This window comes from Halopiger thermotolerans, from assembly GCF_054654555.1.
The window spans coordinates 1,841,975-1,863,831 of sequence record NZ_BAAIEU010000004.1; the positions used below are offsets into that span (position 1 = coordinate 1,841,975).

The 21,857-nt window shown below is 66.8% G+C and carries 16 protein-coding genes and 2 tRNA genes; 11 read left to right on the plus strand and 7 right to left on the minus strand.

Features of this window, described 5'->3' with window-relative positions:
* The first annotated feature begins 32 nt into the window (after positions 1-32).
* A complete protein-coding gene (locus ACYQ26_RS17025; protein ID WP_459810078.1) occupies positions 33-1,565 on the plus strand; it encodes a (R)-citramalate synthase in 1,533 nt (510 codons plus the stop codon).
* A 90-nt stretch (positions 1,566-1,655) separates the two neighbouring features.
* Here the strand turns inward: ACYQ26_RS17025 and ACYQ26_RS17030 are convergent, their stop codons facing one another.
* The 3 genes from ACYQ26_RS17030 to ACYQ26_RS17040 form a co-directional block, all read right to left on the minus strand.
* Positions 1,656-1,853, minus strand: a complete 198-nt coding sequence (locus ACYQ26_RS17030; RefSeq protein WP_459810079.1) for a hypothetical protein — start codon at positions 1,851-1,853, stop codon at positions 1,656-1,658.
* Between the two features lie 86 nt (positions 1,854-1,939).
* Positions 1,940-3,382, minus strand: coding sequence for a 4Fe-4S ferredoxin N-terminal domain-containing protein (locus tag ACYQ26_RS17035; RefSeq protein ID WP_459810080.1), 1,443 nt, complete (start codon positions 3,380-3,382; stop codon positions 1,940-1,942).
* Positions 3,383-3,620: 238 nt separating this feature from the next.
* A tRNA-Ser gene (locus tag ACYQ26_RS17040) sits at positions 3,621-3,705 on the minus strand.
* 129 nt (positions 3,706-3,834) lie between these two features.
* Between ACYQ26_RS17040 and ACYQ26_RS17045 the strand changes: the two genes are divergently transcribed.
* On the plus strand, positions 3,835-4,785 hold the full coding sequence (locus ACYQ26_RS17045) for an AAA family ATPase (protein WP_459810081.1): 951 nt from the start codon (positions 3,835-3,837) through the stop codon (positions 4,783-4,785).
* A gap of 40 nt (positions 4,786-4,825) precedes the next feature.
* Here the strand turns inward: ACYQ26_RS17045 and ACYQ26_RS17050 are convergent, their stop codons facing one another.
* Positions 4,826-5,149 (minus strand): zinc ribbon domain-containing protein, encoded by a 324-nt coding sequence (locus tag ACYQ26_RS17050; RefSeq protein ID WP_459810082.1) that lies wholly within the window; start codon positions 5,147-5,149, stop codon positions 4,826-4,828.
* Positions 5,150-5,245: 96 nt separating this feature from the next.
* A complete protein-coding gene (gene ppc / locus ACYQ26_RS17055) occupies positions 5,246-7,936 on the minus strand; it encodes a phosphoenolpyruvate carboxylase (protein ID WP_459810083.1) in 2,691 nt (896 codons plus the stop codon).
* 480 nt (positions 7,937-8,416) lie between these two features.
* Between ppc and ACYQ26_RS17060 the strand changes: the two genes are divergently transcribed.
* The 3 genes from ACYQ26_RS17060 to ACYQ26_RS17070 all read left to right on the plus strand — a co-directional run bounded on the left by ACYQ26_RS17060 (position 8,417) and on the right by ACYQ26_RS17070 (position 10,720).
* Positions 8,417-9,130 (plus strand): class I SAM-dependent methyltransferase, encoded by a 714-nt coding sequence (locus tag ACYQ26_RS17060; RefSeq protein WP_459810084.1) that lies wholly within the window; start codon positions 8,417-8,419, stop codon positions 9,128-9,130.
* A 106-nt stretch (positions 9,131-9,236) separates the two neighbouring features.
* Positions 9,237-9,485 (plus strand): hypothetical protein, encoded by a 249-nt coding sequence (locus ACYQ26_RS17065; RefSeq protein WP_459810085.1) that lies wholly within the window; start codon positions 9,237-9,239, stop codon positions 9,483-9,485.
* A 221-nt stretch (positions 9,486-9,706) separates the two neighbouring features.
* Positions 9,707-10,720, plus strand: coding sequence for an SDR family oxidoreductase (locus tag ACYQ26_RS17070; protein ID WP_459810086.1), 1,014 nt, complete (start codon positions 9,707-9,709; stop codon positions 10,718-10,720).
* 44 nt (positions 10,721-10,764) lie between these two features.
* Here the strand turns inward: ACYQ26_RS17070 and ACYQ26_RS17075 are convergent.
* A tRNA-Glu gene (locus ACYQ26_RS17075) sits at positions 10,765-10,839 on the minus strand.
* Positions 10,840-11,190: 351 nt separating this feature from the next.
* Here ACYQ26_RS17075 and ACYQ26_RS17080 point away from each other — a divergent pair.
* Positions 11,191-11,928 (plus strand): fumarylacetoacetate hydrolase family protein, encoded by a 738-nt coding sequence (locus tag ACYQ26_RS17080; RefSeq protein ID WP_459810087.1) that lies wholly within the window; start codon positions 11,191-11,193, stop codon positions 11,926-11,928.
* An 81-nt stretch (positions 11,929-12,009) separates the two neighbouring features.
* Here ACYQ26_RS17080 and ACYQ26_RS17085 read toward each other — a convergent pair whose 3' ends face one another.
* A complete protein-coding gene (locus ACYQ26_RS17085; protein ID WP_459810088.1) occupies positions 12,010-12,297 on the minus strand; it encodes a DUF357 domain-containing protein in 288 nt (95 codons plus the stop codon).
* 131 nt (positions 12,298-12,428) lie between these two features.
* On the opposite strand from ACYQ26_RS17085, the gene ACYQ26_RS17090 reads away from it, so the two are divergent.
* The 5 genes from ACYQ26_RS17090 (at position 12,429) to ACYQ26_RS17110 (ending at position 21,640) form a co-directional block, all read left to right on the plus strand.
* Positions 12,429-13,742: a DUF389 domain-containing protein gene (locus ACYQ26_RS17090; protein ID WP_459810089.1), complete on the plus strand. Its 1,314-nt coding sequence runs from the start codon at positions 12,429-12,431 to the stop codon at positions 13,740-13,742.
* 60 nt (positions 13,743-13,802) lie between these two features.
* Positions 13,803-15,128 carry a glutaredoxin 3 gene (grxC, locus tag ACYQ26_RS17095; protein ID WP_459810090.1) on the plus strand — a complete coding sequence of 442 codons (1,326 nt, stop codon included), beginning with the start codon at positions 13,803-13,805 and terminating at the stop codon, positions 15,126-15,128.
* A 386-nt stretch (positions 15,129-15,514) separates the two neighbouring features.
* Positions 15,515-17,101, plus strand: a complete 1,587-nt coding sequence (locus ACYQ26_RS17100; protein ID WP_459810091.1) for a COG1361 S-layer family protein — start codon at positions 15,515-15,517, stop codon at positions 17,099-17,101.
* A 9-nt stretch (positions 17,102-17,110) separates the two neighbouring features.
* On the plus strand, positions 17,111-19,810 hold the full coding sequence (locus tag ACYQ26_RS17105; RefSeq protein ID WP_459810092.1) for an efflux RND transporter permease subunit: 2,700 nt from the start codon (positions 17,111-17,113) through the stop codon (positions 19,808-19,810).
* Between the two features lie 633 nt (positions 19,811-20,443).
* The gene (locus ACYQ26_RS17110; protein ID WP_459810093.1) at positions 20,444-21,640 is read left to right on the plus strand and encodes an orc1/cdc6 family replication initiation protein; all 1,197 of its coding nucleotides are present in this window, start codon (positions 20,444-20,446) and stop codon (positions 21,638-21,640) included.
* Positions 21,641-21,857 lie beyond the last annotated feature (217 nt).

The following is a 21,857-nucleotide window of genomic DNA, read 5'->3' on the forward strand; positions in this document are numbered from 1 at the left end:
TCCGCGACGAACGTAGTCGCAGTTCAACACTCTTGCCTGTCAATCACTCCACCGAACAGACGATTCCATCCGATCGTACAGTCCGCCTTCTCGATACGACGCTTCGTGACGGCGAACAAGCGCCGGGCGTCTCGTTGTCGCCCGACGAGAAAGTCGAGATCGCCCGGGCGCTCGAGCGCGCGGGCGTCGCCGTCATCGAAGCCGGAAGCGCCTGTACCGGCGCGGGTGAGCGGCAGGCGATCTCGCGGGTCACCGACCTCGATCTGGACGCGCGAGTGACGAGTTTCTGCCGCGGGTTACAGAACGACGTCGACCTCGCGCTCGACTGCGACGTCGACGGGGTCCACATCGTCGTGCCCGCCAGCGACCGCCACGTCGAGGAGAAGGTCGGCACCTCCCGCGAGGACAACCTCGAGGCGACCGCCGAGCTCGTCGAGTACGCCACGGACCACGACCTCTGGGTCGAGGTCATCGGCGAGGACGGCTCCCGAGCCGACCTCGATTACCTCGAGGAGCTCATGGAGACCGCCCTCGACGCGGGCGCCGACCGGACCTGCTTCGCCGACACCGTCGGCCACACGGGGCCTGAGCGCACCGCCGAGGCGGTTTCGCGACTCGCCGAGTTAGGTCCCGTGAGCGCCCACACCCACGACGACCTCGGGCTGGGCGTGACCAACGCAATCGCGGCCGTGGCCTCGGGCGCCGACCTCGTACACTGCACGGTCAACGGGCTCGGCGAGCGCGCCGGGAACGTGGCCCTCGAGGAGGTCGCGATCGCCCTCTCGCACGTCTACGACGTCGAGACGCTGGAACTCGAGGAGCTGTACGACCTCGCGCAGATCGTCTCGCGGGCGACGGGCGTCCAGCTGCCGCCGAACAAGGCCGTCATCGGGGAGAACGCCTTTACCCACGAGAGCGGCATCCACACGGACGGCACGCTGAAAGACGACAAGATGTACGAGCCCTACGCGCCCGAGACGGTCGGCCGCGAGCGCCGGCTCGCGCTGGGCAAACACACCGGCCGCGCGGGCGTGAAGGCGACCCTCGACGAACACGGCGTCGAAGCGACCGACGACGAGATCGCCGAGATCGCCACCCGGGTGACGGAACTGGGCGACCGCGGTCGCCGCGTCACCGACGCCGACCTGCTGGCGATCGCCGAGGACGTCACCGGCGACGACCGCGAGCGCGTCGTCGAACTCCTCGATCTAAACGCCACGAGCGGCGGCTCCGTCCCGACCGCGAGCATTCGGCTCGAAGTCGACGGCGAGGAGCGGGTCGCCAGCGGCACCGGCTCGGGCCCCGTCGACGCCGCGGTCTCCGCGGTTCGGGAGGCCCTGGGCTCGATGGCCGACGCCGAACTCGAGTCCTACCACGTCGACGCGGTGACGGGCGGCACGGACGCCGTCGTCACCGTCGAAGTGACGATGGCCCGGAACGACCGGTCGGTGACCGTCGCCCGCAGCGAGGCCGACATCACGCGCGCGAGCGTCGAGGCGATGGTCGACGCGCTCGATCGGTTGCTCGCGACGGACCGAGAGCCGCTCGCGCCGGCCGACGACTGAAGCGATTGCGGCGATTGCGGCGGCTGCGGCGACGGAGCCGTCGCTTTCCCCTCGTTTTGCGGTTCTAGAATCGGAAACGCCGAATCGCCGTCAGTGGAACGGCTGCCGACTGAGCAGGTCCCACGGGTCGAACAGATAGAGGGCTGCGAGAAACAGCGCGACGAGAATCACGACCAGTTGCGCGATCAGTCCGGCCGACAGGCCGCCGTCCAACTCGAGGGTCATCGCCATCAGTCCGGCGACGGCGATCCAGATGGTGCCGACGACGATGCGGTCGCGAGCGTTCATACTCGAGTGTTCGGCCGGACGGTTATGAAGGCCGCGTCCCCGCCGCCCATCCGTCGCCCGGCCTCGCTACGACCGCAACCGCGACGCTACAGTTCGAGACTGCCGACGCCGTCGACCGTCTTTTCCTCGAGGACGTCGTGGCGGTTGTCGACCAGGCCGACCTCCTCGTAGGAGACCGGACCGGGAACCTGTTCGGCGTCCGCGCCGGGTTCGTTCCCGATGTAGACGACGTTCGGGTGGGTATCGTACTCGTCGAGCAGCCGGAAGACCGAGTCGGTGTCGCCGAACTCGTCCTGCAGGAGCTGCGACGCTTCCTCCTCGGTCATGCCGTCGCCGCCCTCTTCGGCGGCCGGCTCCTGTTCGCCCTCGAGGATCGCGATCGCCTCCTGGACCTCCTCGTTGTCGTCGGCCGCCTGGTTGCGCGCCCGGGTCAGCGGGATGTTCTCGAGGTACCGCTGGGGGTCGCTTTCGGGATCGTTCATGTCCCCGAACTGGATCGCGCCGGGCGGACAGGCCTGCTCGCAGGCGGTCGTCCCGATCAGATCCTCCCCGAATTTCCCGTCCTGTCGGGGCGGATCGAAGACGCACTTCTGCATGACGCCGCGGGGACCGCGGCCGCTGACCCAGCGACCGCGCTCGTCGTACATCAGGTCTCTGTCCATCTCCTCGGCCGGCACGTCGGGATCGTCCCACTGGAAGTAGTTGACGCCGTAGGGACAGGCGACCTGACAGTACCGGCAGCCGATGCAGACGTTGTAGTCGGTCAGCACGAGGCCGCCCTCGTCGCGGGTGTGGCGGGCCGTCGTCGGGCAGACCTTCTCGCAGGGCGCGTCGGTGCAGTGCTGGCACGGCCGGACGATGTAGTTGAAGTCACGCGTCGACTCGAAGTCGTCGGGCTCGGGGGATTCGACGGTGCCGTCCTCGTAGGCCAGGACGTACATCCAGTTGGCCCCGTCGTCCCAGTTGTGTTCGGCGTTGCACGCGACCACGCAGGAGAGACAGCCGTCGCAGGACTCGAGGTCGATGGTCATCCCCCACTGGGTTTCGTCGTCGCCCTCCCCTTCGCCGGCGGTTTCCGTTTCGTTGCCGCTCTCGTTGCCGCTTTCGTTCTGCGCGGCGACCGACGGTGACGGATCGTCGTCGCTGTTAGACGCCCCCCACGCGCCGAGTCCGAAGATACCCGCGGTTCCGCCCATCTTCTTCATCACGTCCCGCCGGGACTCGTCGCCGAGGCCGAACCGGGAGAGCGTCCGCTCGAATCGGCTCTGCTCCTCGCGTTTCGCCTCGATCTCCTCGGCCATCGGACGGGAGTCCTCGCCGAACTCCTCCATCACGTCCTCGTGGTACCGATCGTAGAACTCCTCGTCGCTGAGCTCGCCCTTCGTCACCCGCATTGCGTCTCTCGCCATCTCCATCCCGAGCTCGGCGTCGTACTCGGTCTCCTCGAGCATCTTCTCGAACTCTTCCTCGGCCGCCTCGCCGAGGGGATGGAAGCTGTCGTCGTTCCCGTCCTCGTCGCGACGACTCATTTTCTGGCGTCACCCCGGGTTCTGACCGGTAGTGTGTCACTCATACCCATTGTAGTCACGAACGTGTAACGTGACCACACGGATTTCGATAAAAATCGGGCCTGCGAATGACGGGCGATTCGGCGCTGCAGGCGGCGTCTCGAGCCGTCGCGCCGGTCGAGCGACGCTCACGGGTTCGCCGTTCGCAGTACCGTGGTGCAAGCGCCACGCAGCGCTCGCCGTGTAGCGTCGTGAAAAGCGCCGAGAGGGAGATTTGAACTCCCGAGTCCGTGAGGACAGCAGATTTCGAATCTGCCGCCTTGGCCGGGCTAGGCTATCTCGGCTCACTCCAATGTACCCGGGAGACGTTTTTACCGGTTTCGATTTTTCTCGCCGACTGTAGCGTGGTATCGTATCGAACGCTGAGTGCCGATAGCGAAAACGATTTGACACGAGGCGCCGACGGCGTCCCCATGGACGTCACTCAGGCCAGCGGCGAATGCGAGACCGTCCTCGAGACAGTCGGCGACGCGGTCATCTGCGACCGCTCGTTCCTCGAGGAGATCCTCGTCGGCGTCGTCGCCCGGGGCCACGTGCTGGTGGAGGACGTGCCCGGCACCGGCAAGACGCTGACGGCGCGCAGCGTCGCCGACGCGCTCGGCCTCTCCTTTTCCCGGATCCAGTTCACGCCCGACCTCCTCCCCGCGGACGTCACCGGCACCCACGTCTTCAACGAGCGCGAGCGCCGCTTCGAGTTCAACGAGGGCCCGATCTTCGCCAACATCGTCCTCGCGGACGAGATCAACCGCGCGCCGCCGAAAACCCAGGCCGCCTTGCTCGAGGCCATGGAGGAGGGGCAGGTCACCGTCGACGGCGAGACGCGCCAGCTGCCGGACCCGTTCTTCGTCATCGCGACGCAGAACCCAGTCGAACAGGAGGGTACCTTTCCGCTGCCCGAAGCGCAGGTGGACCGGTTCCTCGTCAAGACCTCGATGGGTTACCCCGACGAGGACGGCGAGGTCGAACTCCTCCGGCGCCGGGCTGGCCGCGAGACCGGGAGCCCGTCCGTCGAGCGCGTCCTCGAGCCCGACCGGGTCGCGCAGTTGCGGCAGGTCCCCGAATCGGTGCGGGTCGACGAGGACCTGCTCGAGTACGTCGCGGCGCTGGCCCGCGAAACGCGGACCGACGGCCGGGTCGACGTCGGCGTCTCGCCGCGGGGGACCCAGCGGCTGTTCGAGGCAGCCCGGGCCTACGCGACGATCGTCGGCCGGGAGTACATCACGCCCGACGACATCAAGCGCGTCGCCGAGTCGGTGCTGGCCCACCGCCTCGTCCTGACGCCCGATGCGACGGTCAACGACGTCCAAAAGTCGCAGGTGATCGACGCTGTCCTCGAGTCGGTGCCGGTGCCGACGCTCGAGTGAGCCCTCCTATCGTGGTGACAGGTCGGATGAACGAGAGCGATCAGGTGGGCGATTCTCCGCACTCGAGACACGCCGACGCGTCCGCGAGCGTCGGCGCGCCACAATGCGGACAGCGGATCACGGACCCTGATCCGGATCCGAACGCGGACGACCCCGCCTCGCCCGGGAGCACGTCGCCGAACGTCGGCGCCAGCCCGTCCGCGTCCCCCACGCCCTCGCGCTCGGCCATCCGCTCGAGCAGGGCGTCGTCGCGCAGCCACTCGAGGAACCGACAGAGCCCGAGAAACAGTAGGGTCGGGCCGATCATCACGCCCCCGGCGATGAGGAGTCGATAGGCGAGCGGGATCGACGCGAGGTCGATCATGTGACTACGTAGCGCGGCCGACGAACAAGAGTATTTCTCCGGTCGATCCGGCCGGTTCGCAACCGGTTTGGACCGGTCGGACTCCTCGACGGCGCGTTAGCCGGTGTTTTTCATCCCGGCCGCGATACCCTTCACCGTCAGCCGGAGCGTTCGTTCCTCGACGTCGGTCCGGTGGGTCTGATCCAGCAGGTACGTCTGGAGCAGGTTCAGCGGATCGACGTACGGGTTCCGGCGTTCGAGGTTTTCGCCGAGCCAGTCGCGGGTGTGGAGCTGGTCGCGCTGGCCGATCGTCTTGACCAGTTCGGCCGCGCGCTCGTACTCGTCGGTGAGTCGCGGGAAGAACTGCTCGCGCAGTTCCTCCTCGGCCAGGTCGGCGTACTGCTCGGCGATCTCGAGGTCAGTCCGCGACAGCGAGAGCGCGGCGTTGTCGAGCGTCGTCTGGAAGAACGGCCACTCGGCGTACATCTCCTGGAGCGTCTCGACGTCGCCGCCGTCCTCGAGGTAGGCGTCGACGCCGGTCGCGATGGCGTACCAGCCCGGCAGGATACACCGGGACTGGGTCCAGGAGAACACCCACGGGATCGCGCGCAGGTCCTCGACGGTGCGCTCGCCCGACCGTGAGGCCGGTCGCGAGCCGAGGTTGAGGTCCTCGATCACCGTGATCGGCGTCGCCTGCTCGAAGTACTGGACGAAGCCGTCGCTCTCGAGAAGGTCGCGGTACTCTTGGCGGGCCGCGTCGGCCATCGTCTCCATCGCCTCGACCCACTCCTCGGGGACGTCCTCTTCGGGCTGGTGGATGGCGTTGTGGCGGGCGCGCAGTTGCGCGTTCAGCATCTGCTCGATGTTGCGCTCGGCGATGCGGGGGTTGGCGTACTTCTCGGCGATCGCCTCGCCCTGCTCGGTGAACTTGACCTGGCCCGTCACCGTGCTGTTGGGCAGGGCCAGCAGCGCCTCGTTCATCGGCCCGCCGCCCCGCGAGATAGAGCCACCGCGGCCGTGGAACAGCCGCATCGTCACGTCGAAGTCGTCGCAGATCTCGCCGAGGCGGCGCTGGTTCTTGTACAGCGACCAGTTCGCAGCGAGGAAGCCGTTCTCCTTGTTCGAGTCGGAGTAGCCCAGCATGATCTCCTGGGTCTGCCCGCGGGCCTCGAGCGCCTGCGAGTAGGCCTCGTTCTCGAACAGCGTGCCCATGATCCGGCGGGCGCCCGAGAGGGCGTACTCGGTCTCGAGCAGCGGGACGACGTCGATCCCGCAGTGCTCGGGGAGGGAGACGACGCCGGCCTGATCCGCGAGGAAGAGGACTTCGAGGACGTGGCTGGGCTCCTCGGTCATCGAGATGCAGTAGGTGTCGATCGCCTCGACGCCGTACTCGGCCTGCCACTCCGCGAGGTTGTCGAACAGCCGGAGCACGCGGGCCGAGTCGTCCGAGAGGTCCTCGGTCTCCGAGAGGTCGATCACGGGCTCGTCCTGCAACACCGCGTCGGTCAGCCACTCGACGCGCTCGTCTTCGGACATCGCGCGGTAGTCGATCCCTTCGCTCTCGAGGGCCTCGGCGATGGCGTCGGTGTGTTTCTGCTGGTGGTCGCGCAGGTCGAGGCTGGCGAGCGAGAAGTCGAAGGTCGCGACCTGGCGTCGGATCGGATCGACGTGGGACTCGACGATGCTCTCGGCGCCGTTGTCCCGCAGGGTTTCGGCGATGATCTCGAGATCCTCGAGGAGTTCGTCGGCGTCGTCGTAGCCGCCGGGGCGGACGTCGCCGACTCGATCGAGGCGCTCGCGCATGAGCTTGAGCTTCTGGCGGTAGGGCTCGTCCGGGTAGCGCTCCTCGGCGGTGCGAGCGCTGCCCGGAAGGCGCTCCCGGTCCCGCTCGAGCGAGGCCTGGAACGCGGAATCGGTCTCGATCCGGCTGCCGTCCTGGCTCAGCACGCCGGAGAGCCGTTTGAGCTGACGGTGGTACTGCTCGAGGATGACCGATCGCTGCCGCTCGAGGGTCTTGGCCGTCACCTCGGGCGTGACGTAGGGGTTGCCGTCGCGGTCGCTGCCGGCCCACGAGCGGAACTCGAACAGCTTCGGAATCTCGAGGTCGCCGTCGACTTCCTCGTCGATGGCGTCGGCCAGTTCGTCGTAGACCTCGCCGACGACGTCGAACAGCGTGTTCTCGAGGTACCACTGGACGTTGCGCGCCTCGTCTTCCGGCTCGGGCTGGCGGTTCCGCACCTGGGGCGTCTGCCAGAGGCTCGTCACCTCGGCGTCGACGTCTCGCCAGACCTGGGACTTCTCCTTGTCGGTCAACAGACGCTCGTCGAGCGTCTCGAGATAGGTGGAGATCGCGCGAAGCTTCGACTTGACGGTCTTGCGCCGGGCCTCGGTCGGGTGGGCCGTGAACGTCGGCTCGATCAGGACGTCGTCGAGCACCTGTTCGACGGTCTCGACGTCGTCCTCGCCGAGTTGCTCCGCGGCCGTCTCGAGGCTATCCTCGAGCGTGCCCTCCTGGGACTCGGTCCGGATCGTGCGGACGCGCTCGCGCTCCTCGGCGAGGTTGATCAGTTCGAAGTAGCTCGTAAACGCCCGCGCGACGATCCGCTGCTGGTGGGGCGAGAGGTTCTCGAGTTCGGAGATCAGCGGCTGTCGCGAGTCGATCTCGCCCGAGCGGTAGTCGATCGCGGCCCGCCGACACGATTCGACCGTCTCGAACGATTTCCGCGACGTCTGTTCCTCGATGACGTCCCCGAGCAGTGCGCCGAGCTCGCGGACGTCCTGCCGAACGTCTCTGTTATGTAGTTGCATATCACGTGGATTGAGTCGGGGATCTAAAAATCCCTAGCAGATCGATTCTCCGCTCGATACCTCGCTTTCTGTGATAGTCGATTCTACATGGTAAACGCTGAACGACCGTCTCGCTTCGGACGGCGGACTCGCTGCCCGAATCGTGTCAACGTTAACCATCCGCTGGTGCAGACATTAACTCACATCGTAATAATTCTACCGTGTTATCCTTTCGAGTCACCGGCGAATTCGCCCCCTCAGCGGAGTTCGGAGCAACGAGGCGGGCGGATCGCGTCAACCGACGTTCTAACGTGTCGGGCGCGGGATCGACCGGTCGGCCCGAAAGTACGTTTCACTGCTGGCTCCGAATGTTCTTCTATCGAGAATTACTTTCTCCATGATTGGAGCTATCGACTGGCTCGGCGAGAAGGATCGTACGGGGCCACGATCGCCGACGGCATCGATACGCTGAACTGCGGCGGACCGCGACACCGAACCGGCATGTCGGATCCCTTCGGGCACGCGCTGCTGGACCACTACCGCGGCGAGCGCGAAGACCCGCTGTTCCAGCGGGACGGCGACGAGCGGTTGACCCACCCCGTCGACGACTTCTACTTCAACGACTTCGCGGACGTCCCGGACGCGGCGTGGCTCGAGTCGCGACTCGATCGCGGACCGCTGCTGGACGTCGGCGCCGGCGCCGGACGGGACTCGCTGCACTTCCAGGAGCGGTTCGAAACGGTCGCGCTAGAGATCAGCGAGCCGCTGGTGATGCTGTTGCGCGAGCGCGGCGTGTCGAACGTTCGACGCGGAGATATGTTCGCGCTCTGCGAGGCGTTCGACCGCGACCGGTTTCGATCGGTCCTGATCGCGGGGACCCAGCTGGGGCTGGCGAAATCGATGCGTGGGCTGCGGTCGTTTCTCGCCGATCTCGCGGTCGTCACCGCGCCCGACGCCACGGCCGTCGTCGACTGTTACGATCCGGACTACGAGGGCGCCGACGAGATGCTCGGCTTCCGGGCGGATCCGACGCCCGGGCTGGCCTACCGGACGATCCACTACGAGTACGCGGACCGCGTCGGCCGGACGCTGCTGTTCCGGCTGTTCGGTCCCGACCGACTCCGCGAAGCGACGGTCGGCACCGCCTGGGAGGTCGCCGAAACGCGGCGCCCGCACGACGCCTACTACTACCGCGCCGTCCTGACCAAGCGATAGCGCCGTCCGCCGCTCGAGCCGACGCCGAAATCGTATCGAGAGAGGAGGATGTCGAACCGCCACGATCGGAGATACGGTTTTCTCGAGGCGGGTCGTAGAGAGCGTGATGAAACGAGCGCCCCCGACTCGAACGACCCGGAACCGCCGGGAGACGACGGCCGCGATCGACACTCTCCGCGCGCGAGTGACCGCACTCGAGCGCGAACAACGGCTGTTGCAGACGGCGACGTGTGCGCTCGCTCGCGAAGTCGGCGTCACGATCGGCGGCCCGTGCTCCCGATGCGGTCGGTCGTACGTCCTGGTCACGACCGACACGATGCACTGTCCCGCGTGCGGGGACGGCCGGTCGATATAGGTCCGGTTCCGGCTCTCCGTTCCCGCCCCCTCGAGCGACTCGCGTTTCGGCGACTGACCCCGGCGCATACAGGCGTCAAGTAACAACGCGTCGCGACGCTATCCGGTACGTCGATCGCGGCGGCGACCGGCCGCCGTTCCGGACGGAACCTCGTACTCGCTCACCGCTGCAACCGCGGCCGCGCGTACCGGACCCCGTACGGACCCAAACCCCGATCCACCATGACTCAACCAATGAAACCCCTCGAGGAGCAGGTAATCGTCGTCACCGGCGCATCGTCGGGAATCGGCCTCACGACCGCCCGAATGGCAGCCGACCGCGGCGCGCGGGTCGTCCTCGCGGCCCGGAGCGAAGACGCGCTGCGCGAGGCGACCGACGAAATCCGCGCGGCCGGCGGCGACGCCGAGTACGTCGTCGCCGACGTGCGCGACCGCGACGACGTCCGCGAGATCGCCCACGTCGCCGAGGCGACCTACGGCGGCTTCGACACGTGGATCAACGGCGCCGGCGTCTCCATCTACGGCAAACTCGAGGACGTCCCCGTCGAGGACATGCGCGACCAGTTCGACGTCAACGTCTGGGGACTGCTCTACGGCTCGCTCGCAGCCGTCGACCACTTCGAGGACGCCGGCGGCGGGCGGCTCATCAACATCGGGAGCATCGCCTCCGATCGCGCGGTCCTCCTGCAGGGCAGCTATTCGGCCTCCAAACACGCCGTCAAGGGCTTTACCGACGCGCTCCGGATGGAGCTCGAGGCGGAGGGCGCACCCGTGTCGGTGACGCTCGTCAAACCGAGCGCGATCGACACCCCGCTCGCCGAGCACGCGAAAAACCACATGGACGCGGCGGCGACGCTCCCCCCGCCGGTCTACGCGCCCGAGACGGTCGCCCGGACGATTCTTCATGCGGCCGCGGCGCCCGACCCCGAGCGGGAGATCACCGTCGGCGGGGGCGGCAAGAACATGACCGCGCTCGGCCGCGTCGCCGGGGGACTGATGGACGCGATCATGGAAGCGTTCTTCGTCGACCTCCAGCGGAAGGACGCGCCGCCCACCGACGCGAACGCGCTCGACGAACCGACCGGCGACCTCGAGCAGCGAGGCGGCTACGAGGGCCACGTCGCGGACTCGAGTCTGTACACGCGGCTCCGCCAGCGACGCGATCTTCCCTCGAGCGTCGTCGCCGGTCTCGTCGCGACGGCGCTGTACGCGGGTTACAAGCTCCTTCGTCGGTAGGGACGGCTACGCGGCTACCGTAACTCGTTCCGAGAGAATTGAAGTGCTCCGTCTGGGATTTGAACCCAGGTCATCGGCTCGAAAGGCCGAAATGATTGGCCGGACTACACCAACGGAGCGTTCACTGCGTTCTCGCTCCGAGCCCGCATCGCCGCGCCGCAGGGCGCCGGAACGTACGCACCTGATCGTTGCGGAGGGCTAGTAAAAAGCGTTCCGTTCCGGAGCCGCAGTGGCAGTTACTGACGCACTCGAGCCGGGATCGATCGCCGACCGAACGGCGCCGTCTCGGCCACGCGGCCGCCAGACTCCCGGGACCGCCGACGCCTCGAGCCGGACGCGCAGTCGGACGATGGGGAAGAAATTCCAAATACGACGGCGTTGCGCCCGTTCGGGTGACGGATCGAGAACGATCCCTGCGAGCGCCGCCGACATCTCAAGGTTTTTCCCACCCCCGATACAATCGATCAAACATGAAATACGTCCGCTTCCGCGATCCGGCCGGCGCGGTCCGGCGCGGCGAACTCGAGGGCGATCGCGTCCGCTTCGGAAACGAAACGTACGAACTCGACGACGAGGAGATCGACGTGCTCCCGCCCTGCGAGCCGTCGAAGATCGTCTGCATCGGCCGCAACTACGCCGATCACGCCGACGAGATGGGGTCGGACGTGCCGGACCGGCCGCTGCTGTTCCTGAAGCCGCCGAACGCGGTGGCGGGCCACGGCGACACGATCACGGCACCCGCCGGGAAGGAGCGGATCGATTACGAGGCCGAACTCGGCGTCGTCATCGGCGAGCAGTGTCGCCACGTTCCCGTCTCCGACGCGACGGACGTCGTCGAGGGCTTCACCTGCGTCAACGACGTCTCCAACCGCGACGACCAAGAGAAAGAACAGAACTGGGTCCGCGGGAAGGCCTTCGACGGCGCCGCGCCGCTCGGCCCCGTGCTCGCGACCCCCGACGAGGTACCCGAGGACGCCGCGGTCCGGTCGCGCGTCAACGGCGACCTGCGACAGGACGGCTCCCGCGAGCAGCTCATCTTCCCCGTCTCCGAACTGATCGCGGAGATCACCACCTACATCACCTTAGAGCCCGGCGACGTGATCGCGACGGGCACGCCCGAGGGCGTCGGCCCGCTCGAGGACGGCGACACCGTCGAGATCGAGGTCGAAGGCGTCGGGACGCTCGAGAACACGGTCCGGCTTCCCTAACGCCGGTTGACACTGCGGAGTCGAAGCGGCCCGCCGAACAGTAGTTCCGTTTTTGCGGTCCGACGACGGTCGTGGCGTGCGCTACTCGACGGTAAACAGGTGTCCCTCCGTCGGCACGTCGAACAGTCCAACGCGTGCGCCCGCGTCGAGCCACGCGTGCCCGTAGGAAAAGGAAGCGAGGGCGTTGACCGGATCGTCGTGCTCGCGGAAGTGACGGCCGTCCTCGAGGTAGGACTCGGCCATCTCGTAACACTCCGCGGCGGCCTCGGCCATCGGCGTCCCCTCGGGCGGCGCGATCGTCGCCTCCGCGAGCGCCTCCGCGAGTAGCTCTCCGTAGCGGTCGGTCTTCTCCTCGAGATCGGCGGCCATACGCGAGGATCGCTCGGAAGCGCCGTAAGTGCGTCGTCACGCGGAGCGCCGTCCGGCGCTTCGGGATGTAGGGACTCGATTCCGACGGTAACGACCGAATAGGCTTCACGCGGGCCGTCGAGGCACCGAGCGTGCGACTGATCGAGGTGTTCGTGTCCGACGACAGACGCGAGGAGGCGCTTCGCGTACTCGAGGCGGAGAACCTCGACTACGTCCGGACCGTCGAGAACAGCGAGGGGACCGACGGCGAACTCGTCAGCTTCCCCGTGCCGACCCAGGCGGTCGAGCACGTCCTCTCGTCGCTGCGCGACGTCGGCATCGACGACGACTTCGTCGTCGTCTCCTCGATCGAGACGGCGCGGACGCCCCGGATCGACGACCTCGAGGAGCGGTACGTCAACGGCCGGGAGGAGGACGACAGCATCGCCCGCGAGGAGATCCGCACCCGGGCGCTGAACATGACGCCGGGGCGGCTCACCTACTACGCGATGACCGTGCTGAGCGCGCTCGTCGCGACCGCGGGTCTGTTGCTCGATTCGCCGGCCGTCGTCGTCGGCTCCATGGTGATCGCCCCGCAGGTCAGCGCCGCGCTGACCGGCACGGTCGGCCTCGTGCTCGACGATCGGAAGATGGTCGTCGACGGCTTGTTCGGGCTGGTCAGCGGCTTGGTCGTGGCGATCGTCGCCGCCGGCGCGTTCGCCTGGCTGGTCCGCTCGGGCGGATTCGTCCCCTCGACGATCGATATCACCGCGATCGTGCAGGTCCAGAACCGCATCTCGCCGGGGCCGCTGGCGATCGTCGTCGGGATCTGCGCGGGCGCCGCGGGGGCGTTCGGCCTCGCGACGGCGATCCCCGTCTCGCTGGTCGGCGTGATGATCGCCGCCGCCCTCATGCCGGCCGCCGCGGCGGTCGGCATCGGCCTCGCCTGGGGGAACGCGTCCGTCGCGCTCGGCGCCGCGACCCTCGTCGCGGTCAACGCCACGTCGATCCCGCTGGCCGGCCTCGTCGTGTTCTGGTATCTTGGCTACCGGCCCGACGGCTGGACGCCCGGCACTGTCCGGGGCAACGTCTCCAGCGGTCGGATGAGTACGCTCGCGGTCGTCCTCGCCTGTGGACTGGTCGTCATCGCCGGCGCCGGATTCGTGCTCGGCACTCACGTCGCCTTCCAGAACGACGTCAACGACGAAGTCCGGACCGTCCTCGAGGAAGAACCCTACGAGGCGCTGACCCTGGCAGACGTTCGGACCGACTTCCACGACGGCGGCCTGATCGCCGACGAGACGTCGGTCACGGTCGTCGTCCAGCGGCCCGCCGACGCTCCCTATCCGTCGCTCGCCGCGGATCTCGAGGCGCACCTCGAGGAGCGAACCCAACACGATGTGGTGGTCGCCGTCGAGTTCGTGGACCGGTCGACCGCCGGGGACGACCGCGGGGACGCGTCGTAGGCACCGTTCGAGATTGCTGAGAACGCAAGGGGTTTAGGCGCAGTATCCCAATTATCGCGCATGAGTGAGCAGCCTCGGGTCGAGATCTATACGAAGGAAGACTGCCCGTACTGCGAGAAGGCCAAGGACCTCTTCGACAGCAAGGGCATCGAGTACGAGGAGTACAACGTCACCGGCGACGACGAACTCTTCGAGGAGATGGTCGAGCGCGCCGACGGCCGCAAGACCGCGCCCGAAGTCTTCATCGACGACGAACTGATCGGCGGCTGGGACGACACCAGCGCGCTCGATGAGACGGGCGAACTCGACGAGAAGCTCGGCATCGCCGACGACGACGGGGACGAGATCGTCGAACACCGCAAGCTCATCATCGCCGGCACCGGCATCGCCGGCCTCACCGCCGCCATCTACGCCGGCCGGTCGAACAACGACCCGCTGGTCATCGAGGGCGACGAGCCCGGCGGCCAGCTCACGCTCACCACGGACGTCGCGAACTACCCCGGCTTCCCCGAGGGCATCGGCGGCTCCGAGCTCGTGAACAACATGAAAGAGCAGGCCCGCAAGTTCGGCGCCGACCTGAAAAACGGCATCATCGAGTCGGTCGACGACTCCCAGCGGCCGTTCCGCGTCGAACTGACCAACGGCGACGTCTACACCGCCGACGCCGTCATCGCCGCCTCGGGCGCCAGCGCCCGAACCCTTGAGGTGCCCGGCGAGGACGAGCTCATGGGCTACGGCCTCTCGACGTGTGCGACCTGCGACGGCGCCTTCTTCCGCGGCGAGGACATGCTCGTCGTCGGCGGCGGCGACGCCGCCATGGAGGAAGCCACGTTCCTCACCAAATTCGCCGACACCGTCTACATCGTCCACCGCCGCGAGGAGTTCCGCGCGGAGGACTACTGGGTCGACCGCGTCCAGGAGAAGGTCGAGGACGGCGAGATCGAGATCATGAAAAACACCGAGCTCGTGGAGATCCACGGCTCCCAGGAGGAGGGCGTCGATCACGTCACCCTCGTGCAAAACGACAAGGGCCACCCGACGGACCGACTCGACGACCCCGAGACCGAGGAGTTCGACTTCGACGTCGGCGCCGTCTTCTACGCGATCGGCCACACGCCGAACACGTCGTACCTCGAGGATACCGGCGTCAAACTGGATGACGACGGCTACCTGAAGACGACGGGCGGCACGGGGGGCGGGCAGACCGAGACCCACGTCCCCGGCATCTTCGGCGCCGGCGACGTCGTCGACTACCACTACCAGCAGGCCGTCACCGCAGCGGGGATGGGCTCGAAGGCCGCGCTGGACGCCGACGAGTATCTGGAAGACCTCGAGCGAGCGGAGTCCGCGGGCGAAGAAGCGGAAGCGGCCGCGGCCGACGACTAGACGGCCTGTCGCATCTCGGTCCCGTCGGTATTGCTATCTCCGAGACGCTGTAACTTCTGTCGGCTATCCGGCCGACCGACGACGATTTCGGCCGGAGAACGGCGCTTCGACTCGTCGACGGTCTAATCGACCGTCGGTCACGTAGTCGGCCCGTAGATTTCGCCGAGTATCGGATTCTGATCGCGGACGACGGGCGTATTCGTCTCGCCGATCCTTCGCCGAATCGGCTGTGATTGAACGTTCAATCAAAACCATTATGTCCGACGCATCGAGATATCGATCAATGAATAGTTACGGAACGACTGATCGATGCGACCGATTACGTAAGTGTCACGTAATCCGATCGCACGAGGTAATTAGCCCGAACGAGCGTCTTCGGAGGAACGATGCATAAGCGAAAGTGGACGGCGGTTCTGGTCGTCCTCGCGCTCGTAGTCACCGGTACGGGGCTTCCGGCGGTCGCTAGTGCGGCCGAAGTTGGCGAGCCGAACCTTTCGGTGTACGCGCCCGATAACGAGGTCCAACCGGGAACCGAGACCAGCATCGATCTCACGGTGAAAAACGACGCCGAACTGAGAGCCGGGAGTAACTCGCAGGTGCTGACGGCCAACGGCGTCACCGTCGAGCTCGTGGACACCGGACCGTTCGAGGCGAAAATGGGCGAAACGCCGATCGGCTCGATACCGGACGGCCAGATGACCCAGGTCGCACAGCGAATCGAGGTCCCCGACGACGTCGAGCCCGGGAAGTACGAGGTAACCGTCCGCGTCCGGTACTCGCACTGGAACCGGATTTCCGACATGGAGCGGGAGACGGAGAGCAAGACGTTCGACGTCACGATCGTCGTCCCCGACGAGCCGCGGTTCGACGTCAGTACCGTCGAGAGCGACGTCGAACCCGGTGCGAGCGGTGCGGCGACGATAGAAATCACCAACACGGGAACCGAGTGGGCGAACGAAACTCGAGCGACCGTTACGGGTGGCACCGGCGTCACGATCAACGGCGCCACGGCCGAAGCACCGGCGGAGGAAGCGATCGGCGACCTCGCGCCGGGCGAGACGACGGCGATGACCGTCGACGTCGCGCTCGCTGAATCCCTGAGCGACGGCGAAAAGCCGGTCGAAATCGGCTTCACGTATCGCGACAGCGCGGGTATCGAACGGGAAGCCCCGACCGAGATCACGACGCTCGATCCGGCGTCCGAGCAGTCGTTCTCGATCGCCGGTCTCGATGACACCCTCTCGGTCGGCTACGAGGGCGAGATCGTCGGCGAGATCACGAACGACGGGCCGCGAACGATCGACGACGCCGTGTTGATCGTCGAACCGATGAGTGAGTCGCTGTTCATCGAGGACACTCGCTACGCCCTCCCGCCGCTCAAGGCCGGCGAGACGGCGCAGTTCCGCTACCCGACGGACGTCAGCGGCCAAGCCGATCCGGGACCGAGACAGCTCCGGTTTACCGTCGAGTACACCGGGAGCGGCGGCGAAGCGACGTTGACCGACGGGCCGATGACCGATCGGGTCGTCGTCGACGAGCGCCAAGACGAGTTCTCGATCGCCGACGACGCGATCAGCGTCGAGCAGGGCGGATCGACCGAGTTCGCGCTCACGATCACCAACGAGCGCGACGAGACGCTGTCGAACATCGACGCGAAACTCTACGCCGACAGCCCGCTCTCGACGAACGACGACGAGGCGTTCGTCCCCGAGCTCGAGCCCGGCGAGTCGGCCGAGATCTCCTTCGACGTCTCGGCGAGCGGCGCCGCCGCGACCGAGCTTCACCCCGTCGAGCTCGACTTCGAGTACGAGACCGACGGCGGCGAGTCGAAAGTCTCGGACGTCTACCAGCATCCGATCGAGGTCGTCCCCGCCGAGTCCGACGGCGGCGGCGTCCTCGGGTCGCTCGCTCCCCTGATGATTGGGCTGACGGCGATCGGGCTGGGCGGCGTCGCGTGGTGGCGACGGACGTGATCGCGACCGATGACTGACGACGACCGCACCGCCGACGAGTCCGCACCGCGTCGCGAGCAGGGGCGTTCGAGCGAGTCCGCCGACTTGAGCGGGACGACCGACTCGAGCGGCGATAGCGGTATCTTCGGCGTCGATCTCGACCGGGTCCTCGATTTCGATTCCGTCTTCGGGGGCGAGAACCGCAACGACGACGGCGGCGACGGCGCTCACGGTGGCGATCGCAACCGGGACGCGCTCGGCGACGACCCGTTCACACGTCGGATCAATCCGCTGATCACGAACCGCCCCTGGACCGTCGTGATCGTCTTCCTCCTGCTGACGGCCGTCTTTCTCGGCGGCGCCGCGGCCGGTGGCGGCCAACAGCAGGCCGGGACCGACCAGTTCACCGAGGACACCGAGGCCCAGGAGGCCTACGAGAGCATGCAGGAGGACTTCGAGCGCGGCGGCCGCGACGCCGGCGGGACGACGGCGCAACTGTTCATCACGGACGACCGCAACGCCATCTCGAAGCCGAACCTGGTGCGGATGCTCGAGTTCCAGGATCGCATCGAGAACGACGCCGGGCTGCGCGTCGCGTCGTCGACGAGCCCGGCCTCGCTGGTCGCGACCCAGCTCGATCCCGAGGCGACGACCGCCGAGGAGCAACGGCGGGCCATCGAGCGCGCTTCCCCGGGGCAGCTCGAGGAGGCGATCGCGACGGCCGACGAGACGGCGGGGCTGCCGGTCAGTACCGACTTCACGCGCGAATCCGCGGCGGCAGACGTCGCGCAGGTCGCGATCACGTACGAGACGCCCGCGAACGCGGACACCGACGATCACGCGGCGCTCATTCGGGAGACAGAAGCCGTGGCCAACGAGATCGACGGCTTCGATTCCGACGACAACATCGTCGTCTTCGGCAGCGCCATCACCGAACAAGAGACGGTGCAGTTGCTCGGCGACACGGCGATCGTCGTCTTCCCGGCGGCGCTCGTTCTGATCCTGTTGTTCCTGATCGTCGCCTACCGGGATCCGGTCGACCTCACGCTCGGCCTCGTCGCGCTGCTGATGTCGATGATCTGGACGTTCGGCTTCATGGGGTTCGCGGGGATCCCCTTCTCCGACTCCCTGCTGACCGTCTTCCCGCTATTGCTGGCGGTCGGGATCGACTTCGGGATCCACATCATCAACCGCTACCGCGAGGAGCGGGCCGCGGGCGCGGCGATCGGCGACGCGATGGGCGTCACGACCGGCCAGCTCACGACCGCGCTGTTGATCGTCACCCTGACGACGGTCTTCGGCTTCGCGGCGAACTTGACCAGCGAGATGACCCGCGACTTCGGGATCGTCGCCGCGGCCGGCATCAGCTTCACGTTCCTCATCTTCGGCGTCTTCCTCCCCGCGGGCAAGGTCGCGCTCGACCGGCTGCGCGAGGGGACGCGGTTCCCGTCGTTCGGAACCACGCCCCTCGGTAGCGAGGAGTCTCGGCTGGGCCAGGTGCTGCCCGTCGGCGTCCACGTCGCGCGGGTCCTTCCGGTCGTCTTCCTCATCGCGATGCTCGTTCTCGGAACGGGCGTCGCCGCGTACGGCACCGGCGTCAGCACCGAGTTCGACCAAGAGGCCTTCTTCCCCGACGAGAACCGCCTCGAGCAGTACGAGTCGCTGCCCGGTCCACTCGCGCCGTCAGACTACTCCTTCATCACCGTCCTCGACATCATGGAGGAGGACTTCGATCGGGGGATGCAGGGCTCAGTGACGGTCTACGTCGACGATCCGGCGTTGCGTGACGACGACGCACTGCGGAATATCGATCGCGCGCTCGAGGATCCGCCGGACGCCTTCAAGACGGACGGCCGGCAGGCCGCCGCGACCAGCGTCCTCGATGTGATCAACGAGCAGGCCGCGGCGAATCCCGAGTTCGCGAGGACGGTCAAGCGGTACGACGGAGACGGCGACGGCATTCCGGACCGGGACGTCGACGCAGTCTACGACGACCTGTTCGCCGTCGCCGAGGAGCAGGCGGCGGATCGCATGACGACCGACCGGAGCGCGACGCGGATCGACATTCAGGTCGAGGCCGACGCTGAGCAGGACGAGGCCGTCGCCGCCGCACGCGAGGTCGCCGACCGCACGGGAATGGACGCGACGGCGACCGGCCAGTTGGTCATCTTCCAGAGCGTCGTCGAGAAGATCGGCGACTCGGCGATCACCAGCCTCGTCGTCGCGTTCCTCCTGACGATCGTCCTGCTCGTCATCTCGTACTGGTGGCTCGAGGGGCGAGCGATCTACGGACTGATCAACCTCGTGCCGGTGTTGCTGGCGGTCGCGATGCTCGCGGGCTCGATGCGGTACTTCGACATCCCGCTGAGTCCGATCAACGCGCCGATCCTGTCGGTCTCGATCGGGCTGGGCGTCGACTACACGGTGCATCTCATGCACCGGTTCGTCGACGAGTACGAGGAACGAGGCGACGTCGACGAGGCGTTGATGGTGACGGTTCGGGGAACCGGCGGCGCGCTCACCGGGAGCATGCTCACGACCGTCTGCGGACTCGGCGTGCTCTACTTCGCGCTGATCCCGCTGATCATGGAGTTCGGCCTCCTGCTGGCGCTGGGAGTCTTCTACTCCTGGCTCACCTCGATCGTCGTGCTTCCCTCCGTGATCGTCGTCTGGGATCGCTTCGAGGCGAGGTACGGGAGACTCTCGATCGGCCGACTCGTTCCGGAGTGAGGCCGTCGACCGTGCTCTCGAGGGAGGGAGTAGATTTCGTGTGCTTTCGAGCGGGCGGCGGCACCCGGAGGTGGATCGATCCGTCGTGCCGGCGGACGGTACTCGGTTCAGCCGACGGTGGCGACGTGACAGTGACGGCGGCGGCGAGACAGTCGACGTTGACGTAAGATCCGAAGTCGATCGGATTCGAACGGAACCGTGGGAGAGAGTGGATTTCGTGTGCTTTCGCACGTCGGAAGCCGGCGACGCAGATGACTCCACCCTGGGACGGACACGAAACCGATACCGTCATACCGGCGAGCGCACACCACTCGGACGAGCGGATCTCCATTGACCTGACCTCGAGCGAACGAACTCGTTCCGACCTCGAGCGAGCGGATCCGCACTGACCTCGACCGAACTCGGACTGACTTCGATCGAACCCGCACCGACGAACCGCCGTCGCATCTGCCGGGTTTCTCGCGGAGACGGGACCGGAGACGGAGAGTAGATTTCGTGTGCTCCGCTCTCACGGTCGACTGGAATATATCTGCGTGAATCGATGCTCGTGACGTATTACTAGAAGGAATTAGAGCAGACGAAACAGACGAAAGCAGGTTTTAAGTTCTAGTAGTAACCAGTCCTCGCTACCGAATGTCCGGTCCGTTTAGTGACCTTACGGAGACGCTCTTCGCGGACAAGTCCGTCTTAAGCGAGAGCTACCAGCCCGAGGAGATCCTCGAGCGCGACGAGGAGATCGACGCATTCAGTCACGCGCTACAGGACGTTCTCTTCGGCCGCGAACCCGAGAACATCTTTCTCTACGGGAAGGCCGGCCTCGGGAAGACGGCCGTGACGACGTACATGATGAGCGAACTGCAGTCCGAAGTCGCCGCGCGCGAGGAGGCGGACGATCTCCACGTCCACGAGATCAACTGCAACGGGAAGACGCTGTTTATGGTCGTCCGGCGGCTCGTCAACGAGCTCCTCCCGCCCGACGCGAGTCCGTTTCCGAAGCGCGGGCTCGGAACCGGCGACGCCTTCGACGAGCTCTACGCGCAACTCGATCGGATCGGCGGCACGCACCTGATCGTCTTCGACGAGATCGACCACCTCGACGACGTCGACACGCTGCTCTACGAACTGCCGCGGGCGCGGTCGAACGGCCACATCACGGAGTCGCTGGTCGGCATCATCGGGATCAGCAACAACTATACGTTCCGTCAGTCGCTGTCCGCGAAGGTCAAGGACACGCTCATGGAGACCGAGATCTCGTTCAGCCCCTACGACGCCGGCGAACTCCGGACGATCCTCCGGGATCGGGCCGATCGGGCGTTCGTCGACGGCGCCTGCGACGAGTCCGCCATCGCGAAGGCGGCGGCGCTCTCGGCACAGGACATGGGGAACGCTCGCCAGGCGATCGACCTCCTCCGCGTCGGGGCCGAGGTCGCCGAACGGGAGGGCGACGAGACCGGCACCGACGACCACATCGAGGACGCGCGCACGCTCGTCCAGCGCGGGCGGCTGCGGAACAAGATCCGCGACCAGACCGAACACGCCCAGTACATCCTCGAGACGATCGCGAAACTCGAGGAACGGGATGAAGTGCCGGCCCGGTCGAAGGAGATCCAGGAAGGGTACGAGCGGGTCGCGGAGGCCTACGGCGCGACGCCGCTGACGACGTTAAAGAGCATCCAGGACCACCTTTCGGATCTGCACATGCTTGGCTTTCTCGTGCGCCACGAGCGCAACAAGGGGCTCAGTGGCGGCCAGTACTACGAGTACGAACTGGACCTCGATCCGATGATCGTCCTCGAGACCAGAGAGGAAATCGTGCAGGCGGCCGATTGAGCGCGAGAGATCGTGCAGGTGTCGGCTGAGCGCGGAAAGCACACGAAATCTACTCCCTCCCACCGGCCCGTCGCCACCTCGGGTCGGACCGCGACCGAAAGCACACGAAATGTACTCTCCGTCTCCCGTACCGTCGGACTACGGGACCGAAAGCGCGGCGAGACCGGCCGTAGACGGGCCGGTTCGAGTTTCGACGCCGACCGACGGACGAGACGCG

What these genes read in the sequence shown, in the direction of transcription:
- ACYQ26_RS17030 (WP_459810079.1), bottom strand. Translation starts at nt 1,853, where the DNA reads ATGAACGCTCGCGACCGCATCGTCGTCGGCACCATCTGGATCGCCGTC.
- ACYQ26_RS17035 (WP_459810080.1), bottom strand. Translation starts at nt 3,382, where the DNA reads ATGAGTCGTCGCGACGAGGACGGGAACGACGACAGCTTCCATCCCCTC.
- ACYQ26_RS17045 (WP_459810081.1), top strand. Translation starts at nt 3,835, where the DNA reads ATGGACGTCACTCAGGCCAGCGGCGAATGCGAGACCGTCCTCGAGACA.
- ACYQ26_RS17050 (WP_459810082.1), bottom strand. Translation starts at nt 5,149, where the DNA reads ATGATCGACCTCGCGTCGATCCCGCTCGCCTATCGACTCCTCATCGCC.
- ppc (WP_459810083.1), bottom strand. Translation starts at nt 7,936, where the DNA reads ATGCAACTACATAACAGAGACGTTCGGCAGGACGTCCGCGAGCTCGGC.
- ACYQ26_RS17060 (WP_459810084.1), top strand. Translation starts at nt 8,417, where the DNA reads ATGTCGGATCCCTTCGGGCACGCGCTGCTGGACCACTACCGCGGCGAG.
- ACYQ26_RS17065 (WP_459810085.1), top strand. Translation starts at nt 9,237, where the DNA reads ATGAAACGAGCGCCCCCGACTCGAACGACCCGGAACCGCCGGGAGACG.
- ACYQ26_RS17070 (WP_459810086.1), top strand. Translation starts at nt 9,707, where the DNA reads ATGACTCAACCAATGAAACCCCTCGAGGAGCAGGTAATCGTCGTCACC.
- ACYQ26_RS17080 (WP_459810087.1), top strand. Translation starts at nt 11,191, where the DNA reads ATGAAATACGTCCGCTTCCGCGATCCGGCCGGCGCGGTCCGGCGCGGC.
- ACYQ26_RS17085 (WP_459810088.1), bottom strand. Translation starts at nt 12,297, where the DNA reads ATGGCCGCCGATCTCGAGGAGAAGACCGACCGCTACGGAGAGCTACTC.
- grxC (WP_459810090.1), top strand. Translation starts at nt 13,803, where the DNA reads ATGAGTGAGCAGCCTCGGGTCGAGATCTATACGAAGGAAGACTGCCCG.
- ACYQ26_RS17100 (WP_459810091.1), top strand. Translation starts at nt 15,515, where the DNA reads ATGCATAAGCGAAAGTGGACGGCGGTTCTGGTCGTCCTCGCGCTCGTA.
- ACYQ26_RS17105 (WP_459810092.1), top strand. Translation starts at nt 17,111, where the DNA reads ATGACTGACGACGACCGCACCGCCGACGAGTCCGCACCGCGTCGCGAG.
- ACYQ26_RS17110 (WP_459810093.1), top strand. Translation starts at nt 20,444, where the DNA reads ATGTCCGGTCCGTTTAGTGACCTTACGGAGACGCTCTTCGCGGACAAG.